Raw genomic sequence first — 17,933 nt, forward strand, 5'->3', positions numbered from 1 at the left:
AGTTGTTACAAATTGCGAAACTTATTGTTATCGCACTATAAAACTAACCTGCCTTTCGCAGGCAGGATTGGCGGCGCAGCATTTTTGGTGCTGCATGACCGCAACAACTGCACTATGCTTTTCTTACATAATTACTTCATATAGCGGCCGCGGCCGGCGCAGCGTTACTTTATCCGGCGTTTCATTTTATAAAGAAATGCTATCCGCCTCAAGCACATCGCTGCTTACACTCACTATAGCGTTAATGTTTTCCTCTTTTACATTATCCCTGTCCTGTAGCATGAATTTCTTACTTTCGGTATCCTTTACCAGCATAGCGCCCATCCTAAGCATAAACCTGTCTTTCCACGAAAGTTTACTTTGTATCAGCCGCCCGGGCAGAAAAAAAATATGGAGCGACTCAAAAAGCCCTTCCGGGATATTCTGCTTTAAAATTTTTTCCTGCGCTTTACCGCTGCCGCAAACAACAAACAGAATAACCTTTTTATTTTTTAAAACACCCGCATATCGCTTTATCCATTCACGGATCAGCAGCTTGCCGATATACACGGAACTGCCCATAATAATGAAATCGTACATTTTGATATCCGCCTCACTCAGCTCTTCCGGTGTTTTAATGGGTATATGCAGTGCTGCACCCAGCCATTCGGCATACTGGCGAGTGGCTCCGTATTTGCCCTTATAAATGATAACGCTTTTCATAATAGTATTTTAAAAATACAATCCTATTAACAGCTAATAATATAAAACTATTAAATATACAGCGTTGTAAATTATGATATACGGCAGTAGTTGTACTGATAAAAATCACCCGAAACCTCAAAGGGGTTTATGGCCTCCTGCGGGCGTATACCAACCTGCACTAAACAGGGGTTGCTCAACAAGTGGTGAAGTCCATGTAGAATTGTGACGGAAGCAATAGGATATGCCACAAATGCACGAATAGCGAAAACTCATAAGAAAACCCTAATGAAACAAATATCTTATACCAGATCTAATCTGTTAGAATCGTTAATGCAAAGTTTAAGCATTGGCTGCCTGCTGTTCCTTTTTTAATTTGCTGTCCAGCACAAATGTGCCAAAAGGCAAAAGAGAAGCAATAAATGCCAGCACTACTTTACCGAAGCTCCACCGGTACTGTATCCATCCTTTTAATAATAAAGCCATATATAAAACAAACAGCACACCATGCACCCAGCCCGTATACTTTACCGCTTCCGGAAGCTCCGCGAAATACTTTAGGGGCATGGCTATACCTAATAATACAAGGTAGGATATGCCTTCCACTATTGCCACTAACCTGAACCTGCCTAATGTTGAATCCCAAAAAGAATTATTCATGCCTGCATTTTTCGGAAAGATATAAAGATTTCACGCAAAGCCCGCGACAAAAGCAAAGAAGCAATTTAATATCTGAAATTAGTTGGCACTTCCTTTCTCCAACTGCCCAACCTTTTTCCATCCCGGATCAGTTTCTAATGCAATGTCAATATATATGTTATCCTTTTTCCGGTTAAAAGCCGTTTTCCCGTTCAGTTCAGCATTAACTTCTTTAGGCGTTAATGTATATATGGCTCCTGTAAGAGGATCAATAACTAATCCTATAATACCCCCGAATGCAATATTGCCGATATACCACGCATTAAATTTTCTTTTTAGCGTTACCTCATAAGCTTTGTATCCTTCGAGCTTTATCATTACCTGGTAGTTCCTGTTTCTTGATAACTTTATTTGAAACGGTGTTTTACCAACTTCCACTTCATCAATCAAAACAGCAGCTCTGCCGGGATAGCTGTTAAATATTATTTTTTGCCGCACTCCAGTCATGATAGTTGCGCAGCCTGTTACCAGTATTAAAGAAAGCAACAGGAGAGTGTTTTTTATTTTCATGGATAGCAATGTATATTATTTGATTTGTAATTGGTATTGTTCCAGCCTGGATACATCTCCATCGTAAAAATAAAATTCAATTTCCAGGCGGTAGCAGGAGCTCCAGACATCCGGCTTTTTCTTCCTGACAACCTTTACAATATTTGCGCCGTTTTCCCTTGCTGCTTTTCGTGCTTTGATCAGGTTTGAATCAAAGCCGCAGTCTGTTGTAAAACCTGTATCGCCGAACTTTGCAGTTCCTGTTTTTTTAGCCCCGGACGGAACTTTATGCGGTATATCTAAAAATGCCACTTTATCTTCCGCTGTTAAAGCCGGGTGCTTTGTATCAAAGCTGGAAGTTATTTTAGGGCTGCAGCTTACCATGAAGAAAAGGGCAACAATGCTCAGTGTTATTCTCATACAAGGCTGGGTTATAATGTATTTTCCTTATAAAAATATAGGTATAACGCCGAACAGCAAAAATTTTCCTGCCGGCGGACGGCCTGCTTCCGTTTTTGTGGAAACGCGAACAACCGGGGCTGCAATTATTTAACAACAACCCGTGTAGATTTGTTTGAAAATACCGGCGCCTTTTTCGCCGGTTCTTTCACAACCAGCTTATTGATCACTATATCATGCCCGTTATCAATAACAATGGCAGTGCGAAAATCCTTTTTTTCCACAGAAAGAAGGAGATTCTCAATACGAATATCCTCCACATGCTTAAAGAAAAAACCCCAGGCCGGCAGTTCGCCAAACATGGAAAACTCGGGATAGGCAGTAGTTTTTTCGGGAATTGTATTCAGGGCATTAAGTGGTACTTGTGCAAAATGAGGGTCGCCTCCCCCGGGATAACTGATCTCTATATTTTTCATTTCAACATTGCGGATAAAAGCATCCGGAAGACCGACAAAAGACGAGGGCGAAATATTACGTGGCATATCTTCCACAGGACCTTCGTATTCATACCCGGCATCGGGTTTAGCGGCAGCAATTCCGGCATACAGGTTGGATATGCGTATATTTTCCATGCGTCCCTTTTTACCCGGCACACGTTCCCCTATACGAAGAAAAACAGCATTCCCGGTGTTGAAGGCCTGCAAGCTGTCTACAATTACATTTTCCACAAAACCACCATCTACTGCCGCCAATGTAACTGCCGACCGGTAGGTATTATACACTTTGTTATTTATGATCCTCACATTGCTGAACCCGCCGTATGAAGCCGTTCCGAACTTAATGCCATTGGCGCTGGACCGTATGGTATTATTGCTGATCTCTATGTTCCGGCAGGCTTTGGAGGCATCGTGCGATTTAAGACAAATACCATCGTCTGACGCGTCAATATAAGAGTTCGTTACTTTAGCCCCGTCACAATCCACAATATCAATCCCGTCATTGTTCCAGTAAGCTTTACTATCTACATAAATACTGTCTATCCAAAGATTGGTACACTGATCGTAGGTTTGTACCCAGCTCGATGAGTTTTTGATCGTAATACCGCGTATCAGTATATCCTTACAGCCTTTCAGGCAAAAGATCATCGGCCTGGCTTCTGCTTCGGGACGATCATAGCGGAAGCCATCTTTATAAATTCCCCTATGGATGACATCCACAAAATTGCGGGCTACTTCACGTCCCTGCCCGTCAATATAACCTTTCCCTGTAATGGCAATATTTTCCTGGTCTAATCCAAACAGCAAAGCTGTCCATCCTTTCCTGTCGTACTCCCAGGGATTTAAAGCGCCAATCAGCCCGGCGCCTTCTTTCAGCTCTACAGACACATTGGACCGCAGGTAAACAGACCCTGTGAGATATCTGCCCACATGAAAAACCAGTCGGCCGCCCCCGTTATTATGAATATAATCAAGGGCATATTGAATAGACCGCGTATTTAATGTTACACCATCCGAGTAAATATTGAATAAAGAGGCAGGATAGTCCTTCCCCGAAACAATAGCGAAAGGCAAAGAGAGCAACAGTATAAACAGGTATTTTTTTATATGCATGATCATTATTTTAAATTATGGCTGCCGCAACAGTTTAGTGTCCCTGGTAAAGGAATCTTATTTTTCACATTCGCCACCACAGCCCTGCAGTATGGAATCAACACTTCATGCCAAACTCACTTCCCCCACTACAAACACACTGCCGCAAACCAGCACCAGGTCGTCTTTGTGTGCATGATCAATGGCATTTTGCAAAGCCATATTCACTGCGGGGAAATGATGCCCTGTTAATCCATGTTCGGCGGCAATAGCTGCAAGCTGATCTTCGGGCAAAGCGCGGGGTGTTTGCGCTTTTGTAAAATAATACGAGGCTTCTTTGGGTAATAACTGCATCACTTTTTCTATCTCTTTATCCTTTACCATTCCAATTACAATATGGAGATTATGATAGCTCATTAATTCCAACTGCTCTGTTATTTGCCGTATGCCGTCTTCATTATGTCCTACGTCTAACACCACTTCAGGGTGGTGACGGATCGTTTCCCAGCGGCCATGCAAGCCCGTTAGCGCTTTAACATTTCTCAGCCCCTTCCCTGCTGCCTGCTCCGGAATGTGCCAGCCTGTTTTTTTCAACTGATCTATGGCGGCAAGCAACGTTACCAGGTTCTTTACCTGGTATATTCCGGGAAGATCAAGGATGTAGTTTTGCTTATCATTGTGTGAAGTGTACACCATTTCAACTGAAAGTTCCTGTTTATTGTAGCTGTAGCTATCGGCGTATCTTTCCCTGTTCGCCCAAATCAACAGCGCATTTTTTTCAGTAGCCGCGGCTTCAAAAACAGCTTGTGTTTCGGGTAATGTTTCTCCCACAACAACGGGTATACCCGGCTTAATAATACCGGCCTTCTCCCAGGCGATCTGCGCTAAGCTATCGCCCAGGATATTCATATGATCCATACCAATATTGGTGATTACCGATAATACCGGCATTATTACATTCGTACTGTCTAACCGCCCGCCCAAACCGGTTTCTATAACGGCTATGTCTACCTGCTTATCCGAAAAATATGCAAAAGCCATCGCTACGGTTATCTCAAAAAAGGAAGGTTTTATTTCCTCAATGAGCGGCTTTATGCTTTCTGTGAATGACACCACAAAATCCTCCTCAATCATAACGCCATTCACCTTTATCCTTTCCCTGAAATCTTTGAGATGCGGCGAAGTATATAACCCTGTTGTATAGCCCGCTGTTTGCAATACCGCTGCCAGCATATGGCTTACCGAACCTTTGCCGTTGGTTCCCGCAACATGAACGCTTTTAAAATTGTGCTGCGGATTGCCCAGTTTATTACATAATAATAAGGTATTGGTAAGGTCTTTTTTAAGCGCCGCCGCGCCTGTTCGGCCAAACATGGGAAGCGCACTGTAAAGAAAGTCAACGGTTTCTTTGTAATTCATGACGATATGCTGCCTGTATGCAGCAAGCAAAAGTAAGCGGAATAATAAATGAAAAAGAGATTTGTGCAATAAAGAAAGGCATACACAACAGGATTATCATCTGATCGTGTATGCCTTTTTGAAGATATTGGGCTCCAAAAACGGGTATCTTAATTCGTTACTTTAAAATTGAAGATGATCGTTCCTCTTTGTTCATCCCCGGAGGCAAATTTCAATTGCCGGGCTTTGCGCAAAGCGATATCTTTCATTGCCGCGTTGGATGTAGTTGATCCCCTGGGCTGGTAGGTGGCGCCGGTAACTGCTCCTGAAGCGTCAACTGAAAGATCAACAGCCACTTTGGCATTTTCGTTGAAATCATCCTGGAACGAAGGCTGATGTAAAATTTTCCGGCCTCTTAAACTTCCCTGAATGGTGTAACCACTGCCGCTACCCCCAACGCCATCATAATTTTTTGAGTTGGGATCGCCGTTAATCTTACCCCTGTCGCCCGAGCCTGAGGTATTACCTTCGCTGCGGCTGTCATTCCATGAGTCAGCATTATTTCCACCGGTACCGCTGCCATCGCCCCCTTTATAAGTGGCTTTAGGTTTGGGAGGAGCAGGCCTGGGATTTTCAACGATCTGCGGTTTGTTATTGTTTTGCTTTGTTACCGTAGTATTTTCTTTGGTAGGAACATGCGTGCTTTTAGGATTAGATACTTTAGGCTTCGGTACCGTTACATCAGGCGCTTCCTCATCATTGTCGTTTGTTTCAATAGCTCTTACATCCTGAACGGGTGTGTTAGCAGCTTTGGGAGGTGTGTTCACTTCTTTTTCCGCCGCGGCAGGTTCACCCGGAATGAGTGGCTGAATATCCCCCAATCCATCATCGCTGTTTCCCAGGTTTACTTCCAGTCCTTCCTCAACAGGCGGAGGAGTAACAACAGGCACAGACCAGGAAACCAGGAAAAAGAATAATAATAAAGCAACGGATATTACAGCAGTAATCGTTCCGGCCCTTACGTTTTTTGCTTTTTCGAAATCAAATGACATTTCCTGTAATAAATTAGTTATGCAAATTTAACCATGTTATTGTTATAATGCTGTGAATTTGACGATAACATTATGATTTTATCATATAGCCATGTTTATTATTCAAACCTTACCTGTGCATTGGGATGCACATGCCCGATGGAAATGGCAATATAGCTCAATAGTAAAATACAAAGCAGTACTGCAGCCCACCATTTAAGCACAACATATGGCCAATGGGCAGGAATGGAACTTTCCTCCCCGGTTAATGCATCCGGGGTATTTTTACGCAGCAGCAGCCACAATACTACAAGGTTCACCCAATATAAATGTTGAGAACTGAATTTTGGCGTAAGCCATATAGCACTGATCACGTTACTGATAATAATATACCATATCATGTAAAATAAGGTGAGCCGCACTGCTTTTTTTTGTGTGGATGCTTCCTGCAATACCGGCTTATAATAATAAGTGAGTGCCAGCATAAATAATGCAGACATCACCCACATAATAACCTGCCAGTTGAAAGCAAAAGCCGCCGGATCGGCACTATGTATACCTTCCCCGGTTGACATCATGGTTTTGGTATTCACACCTTCCATAAGATTAATTACAGGAAGTAGTATTATTAAAAACACCCACGCTATTGTATTAGATGCTTTACCGGGAGCAATTGTTTTTGGCCATTTACTGTTAGAAAAAATACCATAAGCCATTCCCAGTCCGCCAAAAAAGCCTATGGAATATTCCATTACATTCCACCAGTTGAATTGTATGCCGGAAGTATGCCCCATGCGCTGCAGAAAGTTCCCAAAGCCAAAACCGAATCCTGCGCCTAAAGCGCTGAAGAAAGCAGTACGCAGCGCATAGGTGTAACCGTTACGATACATATACCACCCCAAGGCAAGAGCGGCACCCATGCAGGCCGCCCACAACTCCGACCGTGGTGGGGTCATGAACCATTCTAACTGAAAAATAAAAAATCCCCAGAACAGGTATCCTCCTGCAAACATTTGCGTAAACAGGGCTGCCCAATCCACTTTATGTTCAGGGGTAGTTGATAAAGCCAGCGCGGTTATCCCTCCTCCCAGAAATCCATACAACGCTCCAATAATTACCAGCATTAATAAGCCGTAGCTTACATTGAGGTAATCCGCAGCATGCCCGTAACCAACAATTTTTCCATAACTGATCATACCGCCTGCACCCCATGCAATGGCACCCAGCACAACAATAACGGGCAACCGGTCGTACCAGTCTTTACGGCCCGAAAGCGCTATTACAGTTAATATGCCAATGGCTGCAGCCCAGGTGGCGCCATATTCATGGCCTATTTGTCCGCGGACAGCCCATGCAGTTCCTAATGCAAGCGCCACAGGCAGCATACGGTTCAGGAAAAGGGTTGAAGCTTTCATTAGTTGAAATTTTAAAAAGCATTAAGTATTTAAAGTGCAAATTGTATCAGAAAAGTTTAGTAATAAATATTCCCTTTACTTTTTCTCCTGAAAGAAAAAGTAACAATCCCGATAGCTATCGGGACAAGCAGGGATGAGGATACAACACATTCGTGTACACGCCCTGATTTAGCTGTGGCACTACTGTATTTTCAGCTATTATCCCTGATAAATATCAAAGAGCCTGAACCACTGTTACTTTACCAAATTTATAGTTTTCAACTGCTATTACTTAGTACAAAAAATTAAGTAACTACTAATGCTTTGGAACTGATCTATCTGACCCTTATTTAAATTGAGCGGGTATGCTCAGGCTTTGGAGTTATATTGATCTGCTGCTTTGTCAACCACAAACCGGAAACTAAAAACCATAAACTCATTACCTGTCTTTTGCCGCTTTTACCAGCGCATCTTTCGTGCCTATCCAGTAAGCGATATTTTTCCGGTTCCAGGTATAGCTTACGGCAACCGTATCCCCATAGCTGATCACTGCGGGGTAGGAAAACTCATCTTCTTTATTACCGCTGTCTATATCCAGTATCTTCGGCCACGTAACGCCATTATCAAAAGACAGGGCTAATGAAAGCGGTGAACGTGATCCCCAGTTTGCCGTGTCGGGGTTATATGCTAATACTAATGTTCCATCGGGAAGTTTAGTAAGATCAATACCGCTGTTGGGATTGGGTAACCCTGACTTATAACCTGCCGACCAGGTTTTGCCCCCGTCTTCGGAATCGCTGCGGTAGATAGCACCTTCTGAACTGCGGAGCAACATATGTACTTTGCCGGGTGTGGATTCCCAAAGCGTAGGCTGTATTACGCCCTTTCCTTTAAAGTCTTTCCGGTTTAATGCAATATATGGTGCAGCCGTCCAGCTTTTTCCCTGGTCAGTGCTGATGTCTGCAAAAGCGTCCCATTTCCCTTCTTCGTGCGAAGCGCCGGCTATCCATAACCCTCCTGAAGTTATAATAGGCTTATTGCGTACGGGGCCCCTTCCCCCTTTATCTCCTTTCACCATTTCTGTTGCTTCAGACCATGTTTGCCCGTTATCATCAGATGTTTTAACCCAGGTTTCCCACGAAGGGATTTTTTTACCCACTTTAAAATACAGGAATATTTTTCCTCCGGGCGCCTGGAACAATACCGGGTTCCAGTGGGCATCTTCCCTTATTTTAGCCACTTCAACAGGTTCTGACCAGTTACCGGGATTTCCCTTTACCAGCCATATCCCTACATCATCGGTTCCCTCTTTTTGTCCGCCAAACCATGCGGCCATAAATTCACCATTTTGCAAATGCAGGATGGTAGATGCATGGCACTCCGGGAAAGGAGCCGGGGTTTTAAAAAAATAACCCTTTACAAAAGAAGTATCGCCCGCAGGCATATCTGCGTCTTTACTAATTGTTCCTGTTTTCTGCTGCGCGCCCGAGCAGGCAGACAAAATACCAATACACAAAGCGGCGAGTAATTTAAAATACATGTCGGATTTAGATTTGATATCCGCCACGGCGGACAGGTTTAAAATTTGTAGTTTGTAGTTTAGGATTGTATCTCGCTTCGGATGAGTTTTACCTGGTTCATTTCACTGCTGCTTTCACATTTTCCAGTAGTAGGTACAATGATTATTTATTCAATAGTTGAAATGGAAGAACCCATGCCCGGCGTTTCTGTTAAGCACCGTCCCTCTCTACCGTGTGGAGAGGAAAAGAGCCCGCCCGAACGACCTTCAGTCGGGCGGGGGTGAGGTCAGGCCACATCTTCATACACTACTTCCTTTATGTCTAACTTTTCGTACCATGTTTTAAGCGTATCCAGGATGGAATGCAAAACGGCTTTTTCTTTAGGCGTAGGTTCCAGCGCATGGGCCCTGCTGATGCCATGAATAGGCAAGCCTCTTAATTGCAGGAAAAATTTAGAACTCATCGGATAAGCAACATGAATCAATGGATCTACCCTTGCTAATTCGCGCTGCAACCAGGCAACTTCTTCCTGCTTATCCGGATCATTAACATGATCACATAGCCAAACCAGCATTTCGGGGTAAAAATTACCTGCTATAGCCGATAGCCCTGCCGCACCTGCTTTCATGGAAGAAACGCCATTGGGCGTATGGGCATCAAAAAACTGCATGGGTGTGTTTTTGATCACTTCTAATTTCGCCTTTACCTGCGCCTCATCACAGCAGGTATCTTTATGATAAAACATGCGGTTGGTTGACACCAGTGTTTGCAGCACTTCCGGTGTTACTACTCTTTTATATGGCGCAGGACATTCATATAACCCCAGCCGGATATTGCCCGTTAATGATAACATTTTATCGAACCTTTGCAGCAAAATATCATCACCTTCATCTATAGCCGCGTAATGCCCTGTAATAAGCACTACAGAATCAATACCGGTATCAAATATTTTTTTGGTGAACTCCGCTTTGTCCTCTATCGTTAAGCCAAACGAACCGGTAGCCACCACGGGAACACGGCCGTTAACATGCTCCACCACGGCCCGGGTAAGCGCCAGGCGCTCATCATCACTGATACTGTACATTTCACTGGAAAGACAATTGGCGAATAATCCTTTTACACCCGCGGCAAGATAAAAATCTACCAATACTTTCACCATATCAAAATCCAGTTTCGCCTCTGGTGTAAACGGCGTTATCATTACAGGAACAAATTTCTTTGACATAAATTTGCTTTGGTTTTTTCAAATACTTGTTGAATAATATAACTGCAAAACAGGTATGAAAGAAAGTAGTTCTCTGCTACCTGCCTTTATCTCTTCTCCGTATAATATTGTTAAAGTATAGAGCCTTTACTAATATACTCATACTCACCTTCTTCTCACTTTCGTTAATAACAAACCCACCAGAAATATGGTTAAAGTGCCTACTACTACTATCATGTTCACATGGAACGGGCTTTTAAGATGCTGCCATTGTTCGGGAAAATACTTGGATAATGACATCCATAAAATAACTAAAATACCAACGATCGTTCCGGTAACAGCTTCCGCATTGCGGGCTTTTTTTGCGATCATACCTAATAAAAACAAACCCAGCATACCGCCGGATAAAATACCGGCCAGCTCCCACCACATATCTAAAATGCTTTTTACACCAATTAACGCGATACCGAATACGATGGATAATATGCCGGTAAAAGCAGTTACAGTATAAAGAATAAGCATTTCTTTTTTTGGCCCGGGATTGGGGTTGATGTACCGCTGGTAAATGTCTTTTAAAAATACAGTGGCCGAACTGTTCATACCGCTGCTGATGGTACTCATTGCGGCACTCAGAATTGCGGCAATGATCAATCCCACCAAACCTTTAGGTACTTTCAGCACCATAAAATAAGGTAATATTTTATCTCCGTAATCAGCAGGTGTTAAGGTATTAATATCTACATTTTTTTCGGCCGCCACCTGTTGCTTTACCACGTCTAACAGTTCGGGATGCTGACTGAAATACGCATACAACGCGGTACCTATAATAAAAAAGAGCAGCGATACGGGCAGGTACCAGTACACGCAGAGCCAAACACTTCTTGCAGCTTCCTTTTCACTTCGCGCGGTATGGTAGCGCTGCACGTAGTTCTGATCCATACCGAAATTATTCAGGTTGATAAAAAATCCATATAAAAAAACAACCCAGAAAGTAGAAGAACTGAAATCGGTGAGAGAGAAACTACCCAAGCCAAATTTTTCATCCGCCACACCTATTCTGAATATTTCCCCTGCACCTCCTTTCATTTCGTATAATATAATACCCAGCACAATTAAAGCGCCCACGGTTTTAATAACCCCCTGCACTACCTCAGTCCAGATCACAGCTTCCATTCCTCCCAATACGGTATAGATGATTATGCAAACTCCCGTAACAATCATAATAGTTTTCATATCTACACCGGTTAGCGCCTGCAGCGTTAGGGCGATACCAAAAAAAATGGAACCCATGCGGGCCAACTGGGTAAGTATAAAACAAACCATCGCATAGGTTCGGGCCCATGCGCCAAATCTTTTTTCAAGATGTGTGTAGGCACTTACTTCGCCATGGCTACGGTAAAAAGGCACAAAAAACCGGGTAGCGAAATATGCTGCAAAAGGCATAGACAAACTAAACACAAGCGAGTTCCAGTTACTGCCAAATGCTTTGCCCGGAACGCCCAGAAAAGTGTTACTGCTCAAAAAAGTGGCATAGAGCGATATGCCCAGCGCCCAGCCCGGTATGTTGCCGGAAGCGGTAGTAAATTGTTTGGCATTTTTATTTTTCCTTGAAAAGTATACGCCAACCAGTACCATACTGAGAAGATATACCAGGATTACTATCAGATCAATCAGGGGTAAGTGCTGCATGTTTCAGATCAGTGCGTTGAGTGTTACCGGTTTCGGTCAAAGATTATTCAAATTTAAAAAGCAGCCAATGTTAATTGTTATAAAAAGAATAGCACAAATTATTATTGCCCTGTAAATTAATCCTATTTTTAAACTTCCGGAAACTAACTGAACATAGTGAATACAGCAATAAAACAAGAGGCACGCAACATGGAAGCAACGGCTCAAACCCACTGGGCTTTACCCGAACGTTTAAGAAGTAAATTAGACGATCATCCTATCGGAAAAAACTTATACATTACTGAAATCGCTTTTTATCCGGAACAAAGCGCGCTTGAAAAAGAGGTGCTGAAAAACAATCCTGATTATGTATTGATTTATTGTGTAAGCGGAATGGGATGGTATAAGGTCAATAATAAGAAACTGCCCCTGAAAGCCAATCATTTTGCGCTGTTGCCCCGGAAAGCCTGTTTCCAGTTGGGTGTAGAGCCTTCTGATCAATGGAGCCTGTATTTTGTGAAATTTAACGGAGCCATTGGCGAGGCTATGTATACCTACCTGCTGCGGGATAAGAATAATAAAAATCAAACCACTCCGCCCCTGGTAGGCCGGATAGCACAGTTCCAGGATATCATGCACCATCTTGACCTGATGGACAATATGGAAAACCTGTTGTATGCCAATTTCAGGTTCTACAGTTTTCTCGGCACTTTCCGGCTCACTGTTTTTAATTATATGAAAAAGGGAGTGGATAATATTATTGAGCGCTGTATTCTGATTATGAAGCAGCACCTTCATAATAATCTCACACTTGATGAACTGGCTAAAGAAGCCTGCGTATCGGCATCCTATCTCTCGGCGCTGTTCCGTCAAAAAACGCATTACTCCCCCATCCAGCTTTTCACCTCGCTGAAAATACAAAGAGCGAGTCAAATGCTAAGGTCAACAAAAACACCCATTAAACAGATCGCCGAAGAAATGGGATACACCGACCAATACAGTTTTTCAAGATCATTCAAGCAAATCATGGGCACTTCGCCAAAGAAATTCAGGGAGAATAAATAGGTATCAGGTTTCAGGTAAGTAGCTACTAATGATAGGAGAAGTACTCCTGCTTTGTACCGCTGACAGCTGATTACCAATTGCTGACAACCTCCTTCGGGTTTCTGATTCCCTGGCTTCGAATTTGGTACTTGGTACTTTCCCTCCCACACCTAACTTTGCGGTATGGAACAATTTTTAAAGGATCTGTTCGCGGATCAATCCTATAATGAGAAAAGCTTTTTTCTTATTGCCGGCCCCTGCGTAGTAGAAAGTGAGGAACTGGTAATGGAAGTAGCGGAAAAAGTATCCGGCATTTGCAAAAACCTTGGCATCCCTTATATTTTTAAGGCCTCCTACCGGAAAGCCAACCGTACCAGCGCGTCTTCGTTTACGGGTATAGGTGATGATAATGCGCTGGCGCTCGTGAAAAAAACAGGTGAAACATTCAGGCTGCCGGTAACCTCCGATATACATGCACACGATGAAGCCGCACCCGCGGCGGAATATATAGATGTGTTACAGATCCCCGCTTTTTTATGCCGGCAAACTGATCTGCTGGTGGCAGCGGCAGAAACAGGTAAGGTGGTAAATGTAAAAAAAGGGCAATTCCTAAGCGGACCCGCTATGCAATTCGCCGTGGAAAAAATCAGGAAAGCCGGGAATAATAAGATCATACTAACGGAAAGGGGTACCACTTTCGGCTACCAGGACCTGGTGGTGGATTACCGTAATATTCCGTGGATGCAGGCACATGGCGTACCGGTAGTAATGGATTGCACCCATTCGCTGCAACAGCCCAATCAAACCAGCGGTATTACAGGAGGTAACCCCCAGCTCATTGCTACCATTGCAAAAGCAGCTATAGCATCAGGCGCTGAAGGGTTATTTATAGAAACCCATCCCAACCCGGCCATCGCCAAAAGCGATGGCGCCAATATGCTGCGGCTGGATTTACTTGAGCCGCTTTTAAAACAATTGCTGAAAATAAAAGAAGTGGTGTAGGGGAAGAGGTATCGGGTATCGGGTATCGGGTTACAGGTTTCAGGAAACTATTGTTAAGACTAAACTTATCCTGCGGCTTGTATCTTGCACACTGCACCCTGTAACTTAACCACAAACTTCAAACGCCCAACCATCACTGGTTATCGGGTTTCTTACAGCAGGAGGGTAATGCTTTATAAGAATCTTCATTCGCTTTCACATCATCCGCATCATAGCCCGCGTTGGCGATGCCTGTTTTTACGTTTTCAATATTCGTCCGGTCCGGCAGGTAGGTTATGGTAGTTTCCTTACGCTTATAATTAACATTCACTTTAGCAATACCATCTTCATGCTTCATATAGTTTTCTATTCGCTTTTTACATTGTTCACATTGCACGGTGGGGGTAGCTATTTTAACCGTTACAGGCTTTTTGGGCTGCGCGGCGGCAGACCATGCTACACCACAAATTAACGTAACAAGCAACACAAGTTTTTTCATAACGAACATTTTTAGTAGTAAGAAATTATCAATATTACAGGAAAAGATAGCGCTTTTTTGCAGAATATATCCAAACCTTTGTTCTTCCACGTCAGCACTACACCACCCACTATTCACTACTCACCACTCACATTTCCACACTTTCACATTTCTCACATTCCCCCTATCCCTGCCAATTCGCCGGATCCCTGCGCCAGTTTAATAAAGTTTCTTCTTCGGCGGAACCCACTATACCCTTTTCTATTGCAAGGGTGATCAGCGTTTCATAATTGGTTAACGATTTTAGTATTACGCCGGCTTCGGCAAAAGCGCCGGCAGCCACATCAAACCCGTAAGTAAAAATAGAAACCATACCCTCTACCTGCAGCCCCTGCGCTTTAAGCACCCCGCAAACCTGCAGGCTGCTTTTGCCTGTAGAGATCAGGTCTTCTACCACTACTACCCTTTTGCCGGGTTCAAAATAACCTTCTACCTGGTTACCCATCCCGTGTTCTTTAGGTTTGGGACGAACATATATATAAGGCAGCTTTAACTGGTCGGCAGCCATCGCCCCCCATGCAATGCCTGCTGTAGCCACTCCAGCCAGCATATCTGCATCGGGAAAACTTTCGAATATGACATTGCATAGCTCCGATTTTACAAAGTCGCGGATATAAGGAAAAGATAATGTTTTGCGGTTATCACAATAAATAGGACTTTTCCAGCCAGATGCCCATGTAAATGGTTGTTGCGGATTCAGCCGGATAGCATTAATTTGTAAAAGCTTTTCAGCTACTGCTTTTTCATTCGTCATGGCGCGAAAATAATAAAATTGAATGGTATGGTTTTGAAAATATACTTTAGCGACAAGCCCGTTTTTATTTGTGATGAGATAAACCCTGCTATAGAAATATACAGGCATCACCCCGATACCATTTTTATTGATGACATGACCAACCATGCCATCAATGCGCTATTGCATGAAATTACAAAACCGGGGTTTCATGCAGGCATCCTTTTTACTGCGAATATGGAGCAATCCAAAAAACTATTTTGGAAACATTTTACGGTGATACAGGCCGCCGGAGGTTTGATAGAAAACGAAAAGAACGAGATACTGATGATTTACAGGAGAGGGAAATGGGACCTGCCCAAAGGCAAATTAGATGAAGGAGAAACGCTGGAGGCGTGCGCGGTGAGGGAAGTGAGGGAAGAAACCGGGCTGAAAGATGTGCAACTTAAAAAATTCATACTAACCACCTTTCATACCTACAATGAATTTGGAAGGCACATCTTAAAAGAATCGCACTGGTACAGCATGAAAGCCGCGTCATTGCAGGCGCTGAAGCCGCAAACGGAAGAAGATATTCTGGAGATTGAATGGGTAACGCCCGTTGCGCTGGGTGAAAAACTAAAGAATACTTTTCCTTCTATTAAAGATGTGATGGAAAGTGTATATATTAATAATGAAAAGTGAAGCACCGTATGGGGAGCTGTATCGTTATATATTATTAACACATCCGCTATTTTATTGCTTACAGCGTTCTTCTTTACCGCATGATAAAATCCGGCGGGCCGTTGCTGAACCGGCAATAACACGGATGCAAAAATGGTTATCTGTTTCCAATACTCAGCCCTATGGTAACAATTATTCCCCCGGCATTTCAGAACAGTTGTACCATCTCCGATGTTTATTGTAACGCAGAAGCTTTCGAAGCATATGTGTGCGGCACACTTTTTCCAAAAGGGAAATTTATACTGATCAAGCGTTCAGGGAATGGTCTGCACCCGGTTTTTACCTTTCACGACCTGGTAACGGGATTTGAATTTTCAGCCGAATGCATATTCCGGTTAGGGCTTATAGCTAACAGCTTTCATGCTGCAGCAGGTATAACGGATAAAAAAGCAGCTCATTTTCTTGTATTGGGTCTCGGCGGCCAGGCCGGTATGCCTGACCAGGTTTTTTTAATCAATGCCGGAAATTGCGGTTGTGTGATTTTATCTAAAAGACACCTGCGGGGTAAAAACATCAACCCAAATAAGGCGGTACTTGCTTCCCAACTCTGGAAAAAAAAAGCTATTCCGAACTACCCGGAGAAAAAGGTAGCGTAAATACAGGCTTTCAATTGCAGTTTTCCCACTATTCAAAATTTAAAAAGAAAACCCCGAAAAGGCATCGGGGCTTAGGACGGGGAATTACTATCTGGTGGTTTCAGAGATATGGATTTTTTATACAGATACGTTTTTAATGCTTCTAATCCTCCGGCCGCATCTACATACTTCGTTTCTACAAACAGCGTTACAGCCTGCTTCACTAATTCTGGCGGCAATTTCTTCCTTCCTCCTCCCGCTTTTCTTTTCTTTTTCATTTCATAAAATAAATTAAAAATAATGATAAATATAATAATAAACAAAATTATTTATTCTATTATATAATTATTAAAATATTATTTTAATAAAGTATTATGATATTAAAATAAATATACAAGCTGTTATCCCCTTTTATTATTCCGGCAGCCCATGAAGCAATGGAAAAATATTGTCATACATTTGTTCCTTCCGTGATTAAATCATGAATCATGAAAATTGAAATCCCACATCAGCATACGAAAGCCGAAGCGCAGACCAGGATCAAAAACCTGCTGCAAAACCTTAAAGAAAAGTATGCAGACAAAGTAAATAATGTGCAGGAAAACTGGCTGGAAGATACAGGAACATTTAGCGTGGCTATGGGTCCTTTCTCAACATCCGGCAGCATTGTTATAAAGGAAAGCCTGGTAGAAATTGACCTCGCCATACCTTTTATTGCCGGGTTATATAAAAACCAAATCCGTGGCTTAATTGAAGCGCAGGCAAAAGAGGTATTGGCATAAAATGGTGCTGTGCTAACAGCAAAGTATCGGGTTAAAGGTTCCGCCGGTATTGCTGAAGAACGCAGCGGCATATTACAATCAGCGTTTTTCTGCGCAAACTGACCTTCCGGCAGAGAGGCCGGAAGCTTGTAAATCGGGCAGGAAGGCAGCCATTATTTGGCTACCTGTCCTCTCCCCAGCGATTCTGCAAGTAAATTATTTCAACCAGCTTTGATAGTCTTGAAAACTCTGGGCAAGGCTTCGTTCATCAGCACTTATGTTAATAATACGGCTGTTATTTGTTCCCCTTATGATTGTTTGTTGTATATTAATTTAGAGTGGTTATATAATTCCTGTTTTAATCCGCATCCAAACCTGTCGGTATCGCAACTTATCACACCGCTCCCTTCAACGCCAACCGTATAATGCCCCGATATTTTATTATTGTAAAAAACCCTCTTTTCTATCAGCCGCTTTATCAAATCGCCTTTTATCTTTTCCGGTTC

Annotated in this window: 20 protein-coding genes; 5 read left to right on the forward strand and 15 right to left on the reverse strand. The window is 43.0% G+C overall.

Features of this window, described 5'->3' with window-relative positions; genetic code table 11:
* Positions 1-186: 186 nt before the first annotated feature.
* The 11 genes from VL121_RS07865 to VL121_RS07915 all read right to left on the reverse strand — a co-directional run bounded on the left by VL121_RS07865 (position 187) and on the right by VL121_RS07915 (position 12,093).
* The gene (locus VL121_RS07865; RefSeq protein WP_325403925.1) at positions 187-702 is read right to left on the reverse strand and encodes a flavodoxin domain-containing protein; all 516 of its coding nucleotides are present in this window, start codon (positions 700-702) and stop codon (positions 187-189) included.
* A gap of 321 nt (positions 703-1,023) precedes the next feature.
* Complete coding sequence (locus tag VL121_RS07870) at positions 1,024-1,341, reverse strand: DUF3817 domain-containing protein (protein WP_325403927.1); 318 nt, start codon at positions 1,339-1,341, stop codon at positions 1,024-1,026.
* A gap of 78 nt (positions 1,342-1,419) precedes the next feature.
* A complete protein-coding gene (locus VL121_RS07875; RefSeq protein ID WP_325403929.1) occupies positions 1,420-1,890 on the reverse strand; it encodes a PEGA domain-containing protein in 471 nt (156 codons plus the stop codon).
* Between the two features lie 15 nt (positions 1,891-1,905).
* Positions 1,906-2,289, reverse strand: coding sequence for a hypothetical protein (locus tag VL121_RS07880; protein ID WP_325403931.1), 384 nt, complete (start codon positions 2,287-2,289; stop codon positions 1,906-1,908).
* A gap of 125 nt (positions 2,290-2,414) precedes the next feature.
* Positions 2,415-3,878, reverse strand: a complete 1,464-nt coding sequence (locus VL121_RS07885; protein ID WP_325403933.1) for a glycoside hydrolase family 28 protein — start codon at positions 3,876-3,878, stop codon at positions 2,415-2,417.
* Between the two features lie 105 nt (positions 3,879-3,983).
* The gene (locus tag VL121_RS07890) at positions 3,984-5,276 is read right to left on the reverse strand and encodes a bifunctional folylpolyglutamate synthase/dihydrofolate synthase (RefSeq protein WP_325403936.1); all 1,293 of its coding nucleotides are present in this window, start codon (positions 5,274-5,276) and stop codon (positions 3,984-3,986) included.
* A 149-nt stretch (positions 5,277-5,425) separates the two neighbouring features.
* A complete protein-coding gene (locus tag VL121_RS07895) occupies positions 5,426-6,307 on the reverse strand; it encodes a hypothetical protein (RefSeq protein ID WP_325403938.1) in 882 nt (293 codons plus the stop codon).
* Positions 6,308-6,405: 98 nt separating this feature from the next.
* Positions 6,406-7,701, reverse strand: a complete 1,296-nt coding sequence (locus tag VL121_RS07900; RefSeq protein ID WP_325403940.1) for a hypothetical protein — start codon at positions 7,699-7,701, stop codon at positions 6,406-6,408.
* Between the two features lie 418 nt (positions 7,702-8,119).
* Complete coding sequence (locus VL121_RS07905; RefSeq protein WP_325403942.1) at positions 8,120-9,247, reverse strand: sialidase family protein; 1,128 nt, start codon at positions 9,245-9,247, stop codon at positions 8,120-8,122.
* 239 nt (positions 9,248-9,486) lie between these two features.
* Positions 9,487-10,425 (reverse strand): dihydrodipicolinate synthase family protein, encoded by a 939-nt coding sequence (locus tag VL121_RS07910; protein WP_325403944.1) that lies wholly within the window; start codon positions 10,423-10,425, stop codon positions 9,487-9,489.
* 144 nt (positions 10,426-10,569) lie between these two features.
* On the reverse strand, positions 10,570-12,093 hold the full coding sequence (locus VL121_RS07915; protein ID WP_325403946.1) for a sodium:solute symporter family protein: 1,524 nt from the start codon (positions 12,091-12,093) through the stop codon (positions 10,570-10,572).
* A gap of 189 nt (positions 12,094-12,282) precedes the next feature.
* Here VL121_RS07915 and VL121_RS07920 point away from each other — a divergent pair, with 189 nt between their 5' ends.
* Together VL121_RS07920 and kdsA are read left to right on the forward strand one after the other, a co-directional pair.
* Positions 12,283-13,137 (forward strand): AraC family transcriptional regulator, encoded by an 855-nt coding sequence (locus tag VL121_RS07920; protein WP_325403948.1) that lies wholly within the window; start codon positions 12,283-12,285, stop codon positions 13,135-13,137.
* A gap of 162 nt (positions 13,138-13,299) precedes the next feature.
* Positions 13,300-14,118 carry a 3-deoxy-8-phosphooctulonate synthase gene (gene kdsA, locus VL121_RS07925; protein ID WP_325403950.1) on the forward strand — a complete coding sequence of 273 codons (819 nt, stop codon included), beginning with the start codon at positions 13,300-13,302 and terminating at the stop codon, positions 14,116-14,118.
* Positions 14,119-14,251: 133 nt separating this feature from the next.
* Here the strand turns inward: kdsA and VL121_RS07930 are convergent, their stop codons facing one another.
* Both VL121_RS07930 and pyrE read right to left on the reverse strand, forming a co-directional pair.
* A complete protein-coding gene (locus VL121_RS07930; protein ID WP_325403952.1) occupies positions 14,252-14,596 on the reverse strand; it encodes a heavy-metal-associated domain-containing protein in 345 nt (114 codons plus the stop codon).
* A gap of 163 nt (positions 14,597-14,759) precedes the next feature.
* Positions 14,760-15,389, reverse strand: a complete 630-nt coding sequence (gene pyrE / locus VL121_RS07935) for an orotate phosphoribosyltransferase (protein WP_325403954.1) — start codon at positions 15,387-15,389, stop codon at positions 14,760-14,762.
* Between the two features lie 27 nt (positions 15,390-15,416).
* Here pyrE and VL121_RS07940 point away from each other — a divergent pair, with 27 nt between their 5' ends.
* The gene (locus tag VL121_RS07940) at positions 15,417-16,052 is read left to right on the forward strand and encodes an NUDIX hydrolase (protein ID WP_325403956.1); all 636 of its coding nucleotides are present in this window, start codon (positions 15,417-15,419) and stop codon (positions 16,050-16,052) included.
* Between the two features lie 161 nt (positions 16,053-16,213).
* On the forward strand, positions 16,214-16,687 hold the full coding sequence (locus tag VL121_RS07945) for a hypothetical protein (protein ID WP_325403958.1): 474 nt from the start codon (positions 16,214-16,216) through the stop codon (positions 16,685-16,687).
* Between the two features lie 71 nt (positions 16,688-16,758).
* Here the strand turns inward: VL121_RS07945 and VL121_RS07950 are convergent, their stop codons facing one another.
* Positions 16,759-16,944, reverse strand: a complete 186-nt coding sequence (locus VL121_RS07950; protein ID WP_325403960.1) for a hypothetical protein — start codon at positions 16,942-16,944, stop codon at positions 16,759-16,761.
* A gap of 210 nt (positions 16,945-17,154) precedes the next feature.
* Between VL121_RS07950 and VL121_RS07955 the strand changes: the two genes are divergently transcribed.
* Entirely contained in the window at positions 17,155-17,448 is a 294-nt protein-coding gene (locus VL121_RS07955; RefSeq protein ID WP_325403962.1) for a polyhydroxyalkanoic acid system family protein, read from the forward strand.
* A 287-nt stretch (positions 17,449-17,735) separates the two neighbouring features.
* Here VL121_RS07955 and VL121_RS07960 read toward each other — a convergent pair.
* The coding region (locus VL121_RS07960; protein ID WP_325403964.1) for a hypothetical protein at positions 17,736-17,933 on the reverse strand (198 nt) is incomplete at its 5' end.

Origin of the sequence: Agriterribacter sp. (genome assembly GCF_035497235.1) — a bacterium.
Lineage (GTDB): Bacteria > Bacteroidota > Bacteroidia > Chitinophagales > Chitinophagaceae > Agriterribacter.

Coding starts and splice junctions, on each gene's coding strand:
- VL121_RS07865 (WP_325403925.1), bottom strand. CDS start 702: ATGAAAAGCGTTATCATTTATAAGGGCAAATACGGAGCCACTCGCCAG.
- VL121_RS07870 (WP_325403927.1), bottom strand. CDS start 1,341: ATGAATAATTCTTTTTGGGATTCAACATTAGGCAGGTTCAGGTTAGTG.
- VL121_RS07875 (WP_325403929.1), bottom strand. CDS start 1,890: ATGAAAATAAAAAACACTCTCCTGTTGCTTTCTTTAATACTGGTAACA.
- VL121_RS07880 (WP_325403931.1), bottom strand. CDS start 2,289: ATGAGAATAACACTGAGCATTGTTGCCCTTTTCTTCATGGTAAGCTGC.
- VL121_RS07885 (WP_325403933.1), bottom strand. CDS start 3,878: ATGCATATAAAAAAATACCTGTTTATACTGTTGCTCTCTTTGCCTTTC.
- VL121_RS07890 (WP_325403936.1), bottom strand. CDS start 5,276: ATGAATTACAAAGAAACCGTTGACTTTCTTTACAGTGCGCTTCCCATG.
- VL121_RS07895 (WP_325403938.1), bottom strand. CDS start 6,307: ATGTCATTTGATTTCGAAAAAGCAAAAAACGTAAGGGCCGGAACGATT.
- VL121_RS07900 (WP_325403940.1), bottom strand. CDS start 7,701: ATGAAAGCTTCAACCCTTTTCCTGAACCGTATGCTGCCTGTGGCGCTT.
- VL121_RS07910 (WP_325403944.1), bottom strand. CDS start 10,425: ATGTCAAAGAAATTTGTTCCTGTAATGATAACGCCGTTTACACCAGAG.
- VL121_RS07915 (WP_325403946.1), bottom strand. CDS start 12,093: ATGCAGCACTTACCCCTGATTGATCTGATAGTAATCCTGGTATATCTT.
- VL121_RS07920 (WP_325403948.1), top strand. CDS start 12,283: ATGGAAGCAACGGCTCAAACCCACTGGGCTTTACCCGAACGTTTAAGA.
- kdsA (WP_325403950.1), top strand. CDS start 13,300: ATGGAACAATTTTTAAAGGATCTGTTCGCGGATCAATCCTATAATGAG.
- VL121_RS07930 (WP_325403952.1), bottom strand. CDS start 14,596: ATGAAAAAACTTGTGTTGCTTGTTACGTTAATTTGTGGTGTAGCATGG.
- pyrE (WP_325403954.1), bottom strand. CDS start 15,389: ATGACGAATGAAAAAGCAGTAGCTGAAAAGCTTTTACAAATTAATGCT.
- VL121_RS07940 (WP_325403956.1), top strand. CDS start 15,417: ATGGTTTTGAAAATATACTTTAGCGACAAGCCCGTTTTTATTTGTGAT.
- VL121_RS07945 (WP_325403958.1), top strand. CDS start 16,214: ATGGTAACAATTATTCCCCCGGCATTTCAGAACAGTTGTACCATCTCC.
- VL121_RS07950 (WP_325403960.1), bottom strand. CDS start 16,944: ATGAAAAAGAAAAGAAAAGCGGGAGGAGGAAGGAAGAAATTGCCGCCA.
- VL121_RS07955 (WP_325403962.1), top strand. CDS start 17,155: ATGAAAATTGAAATCCCACATCAGCATACGAAAGCCGAAGCGCAGACC.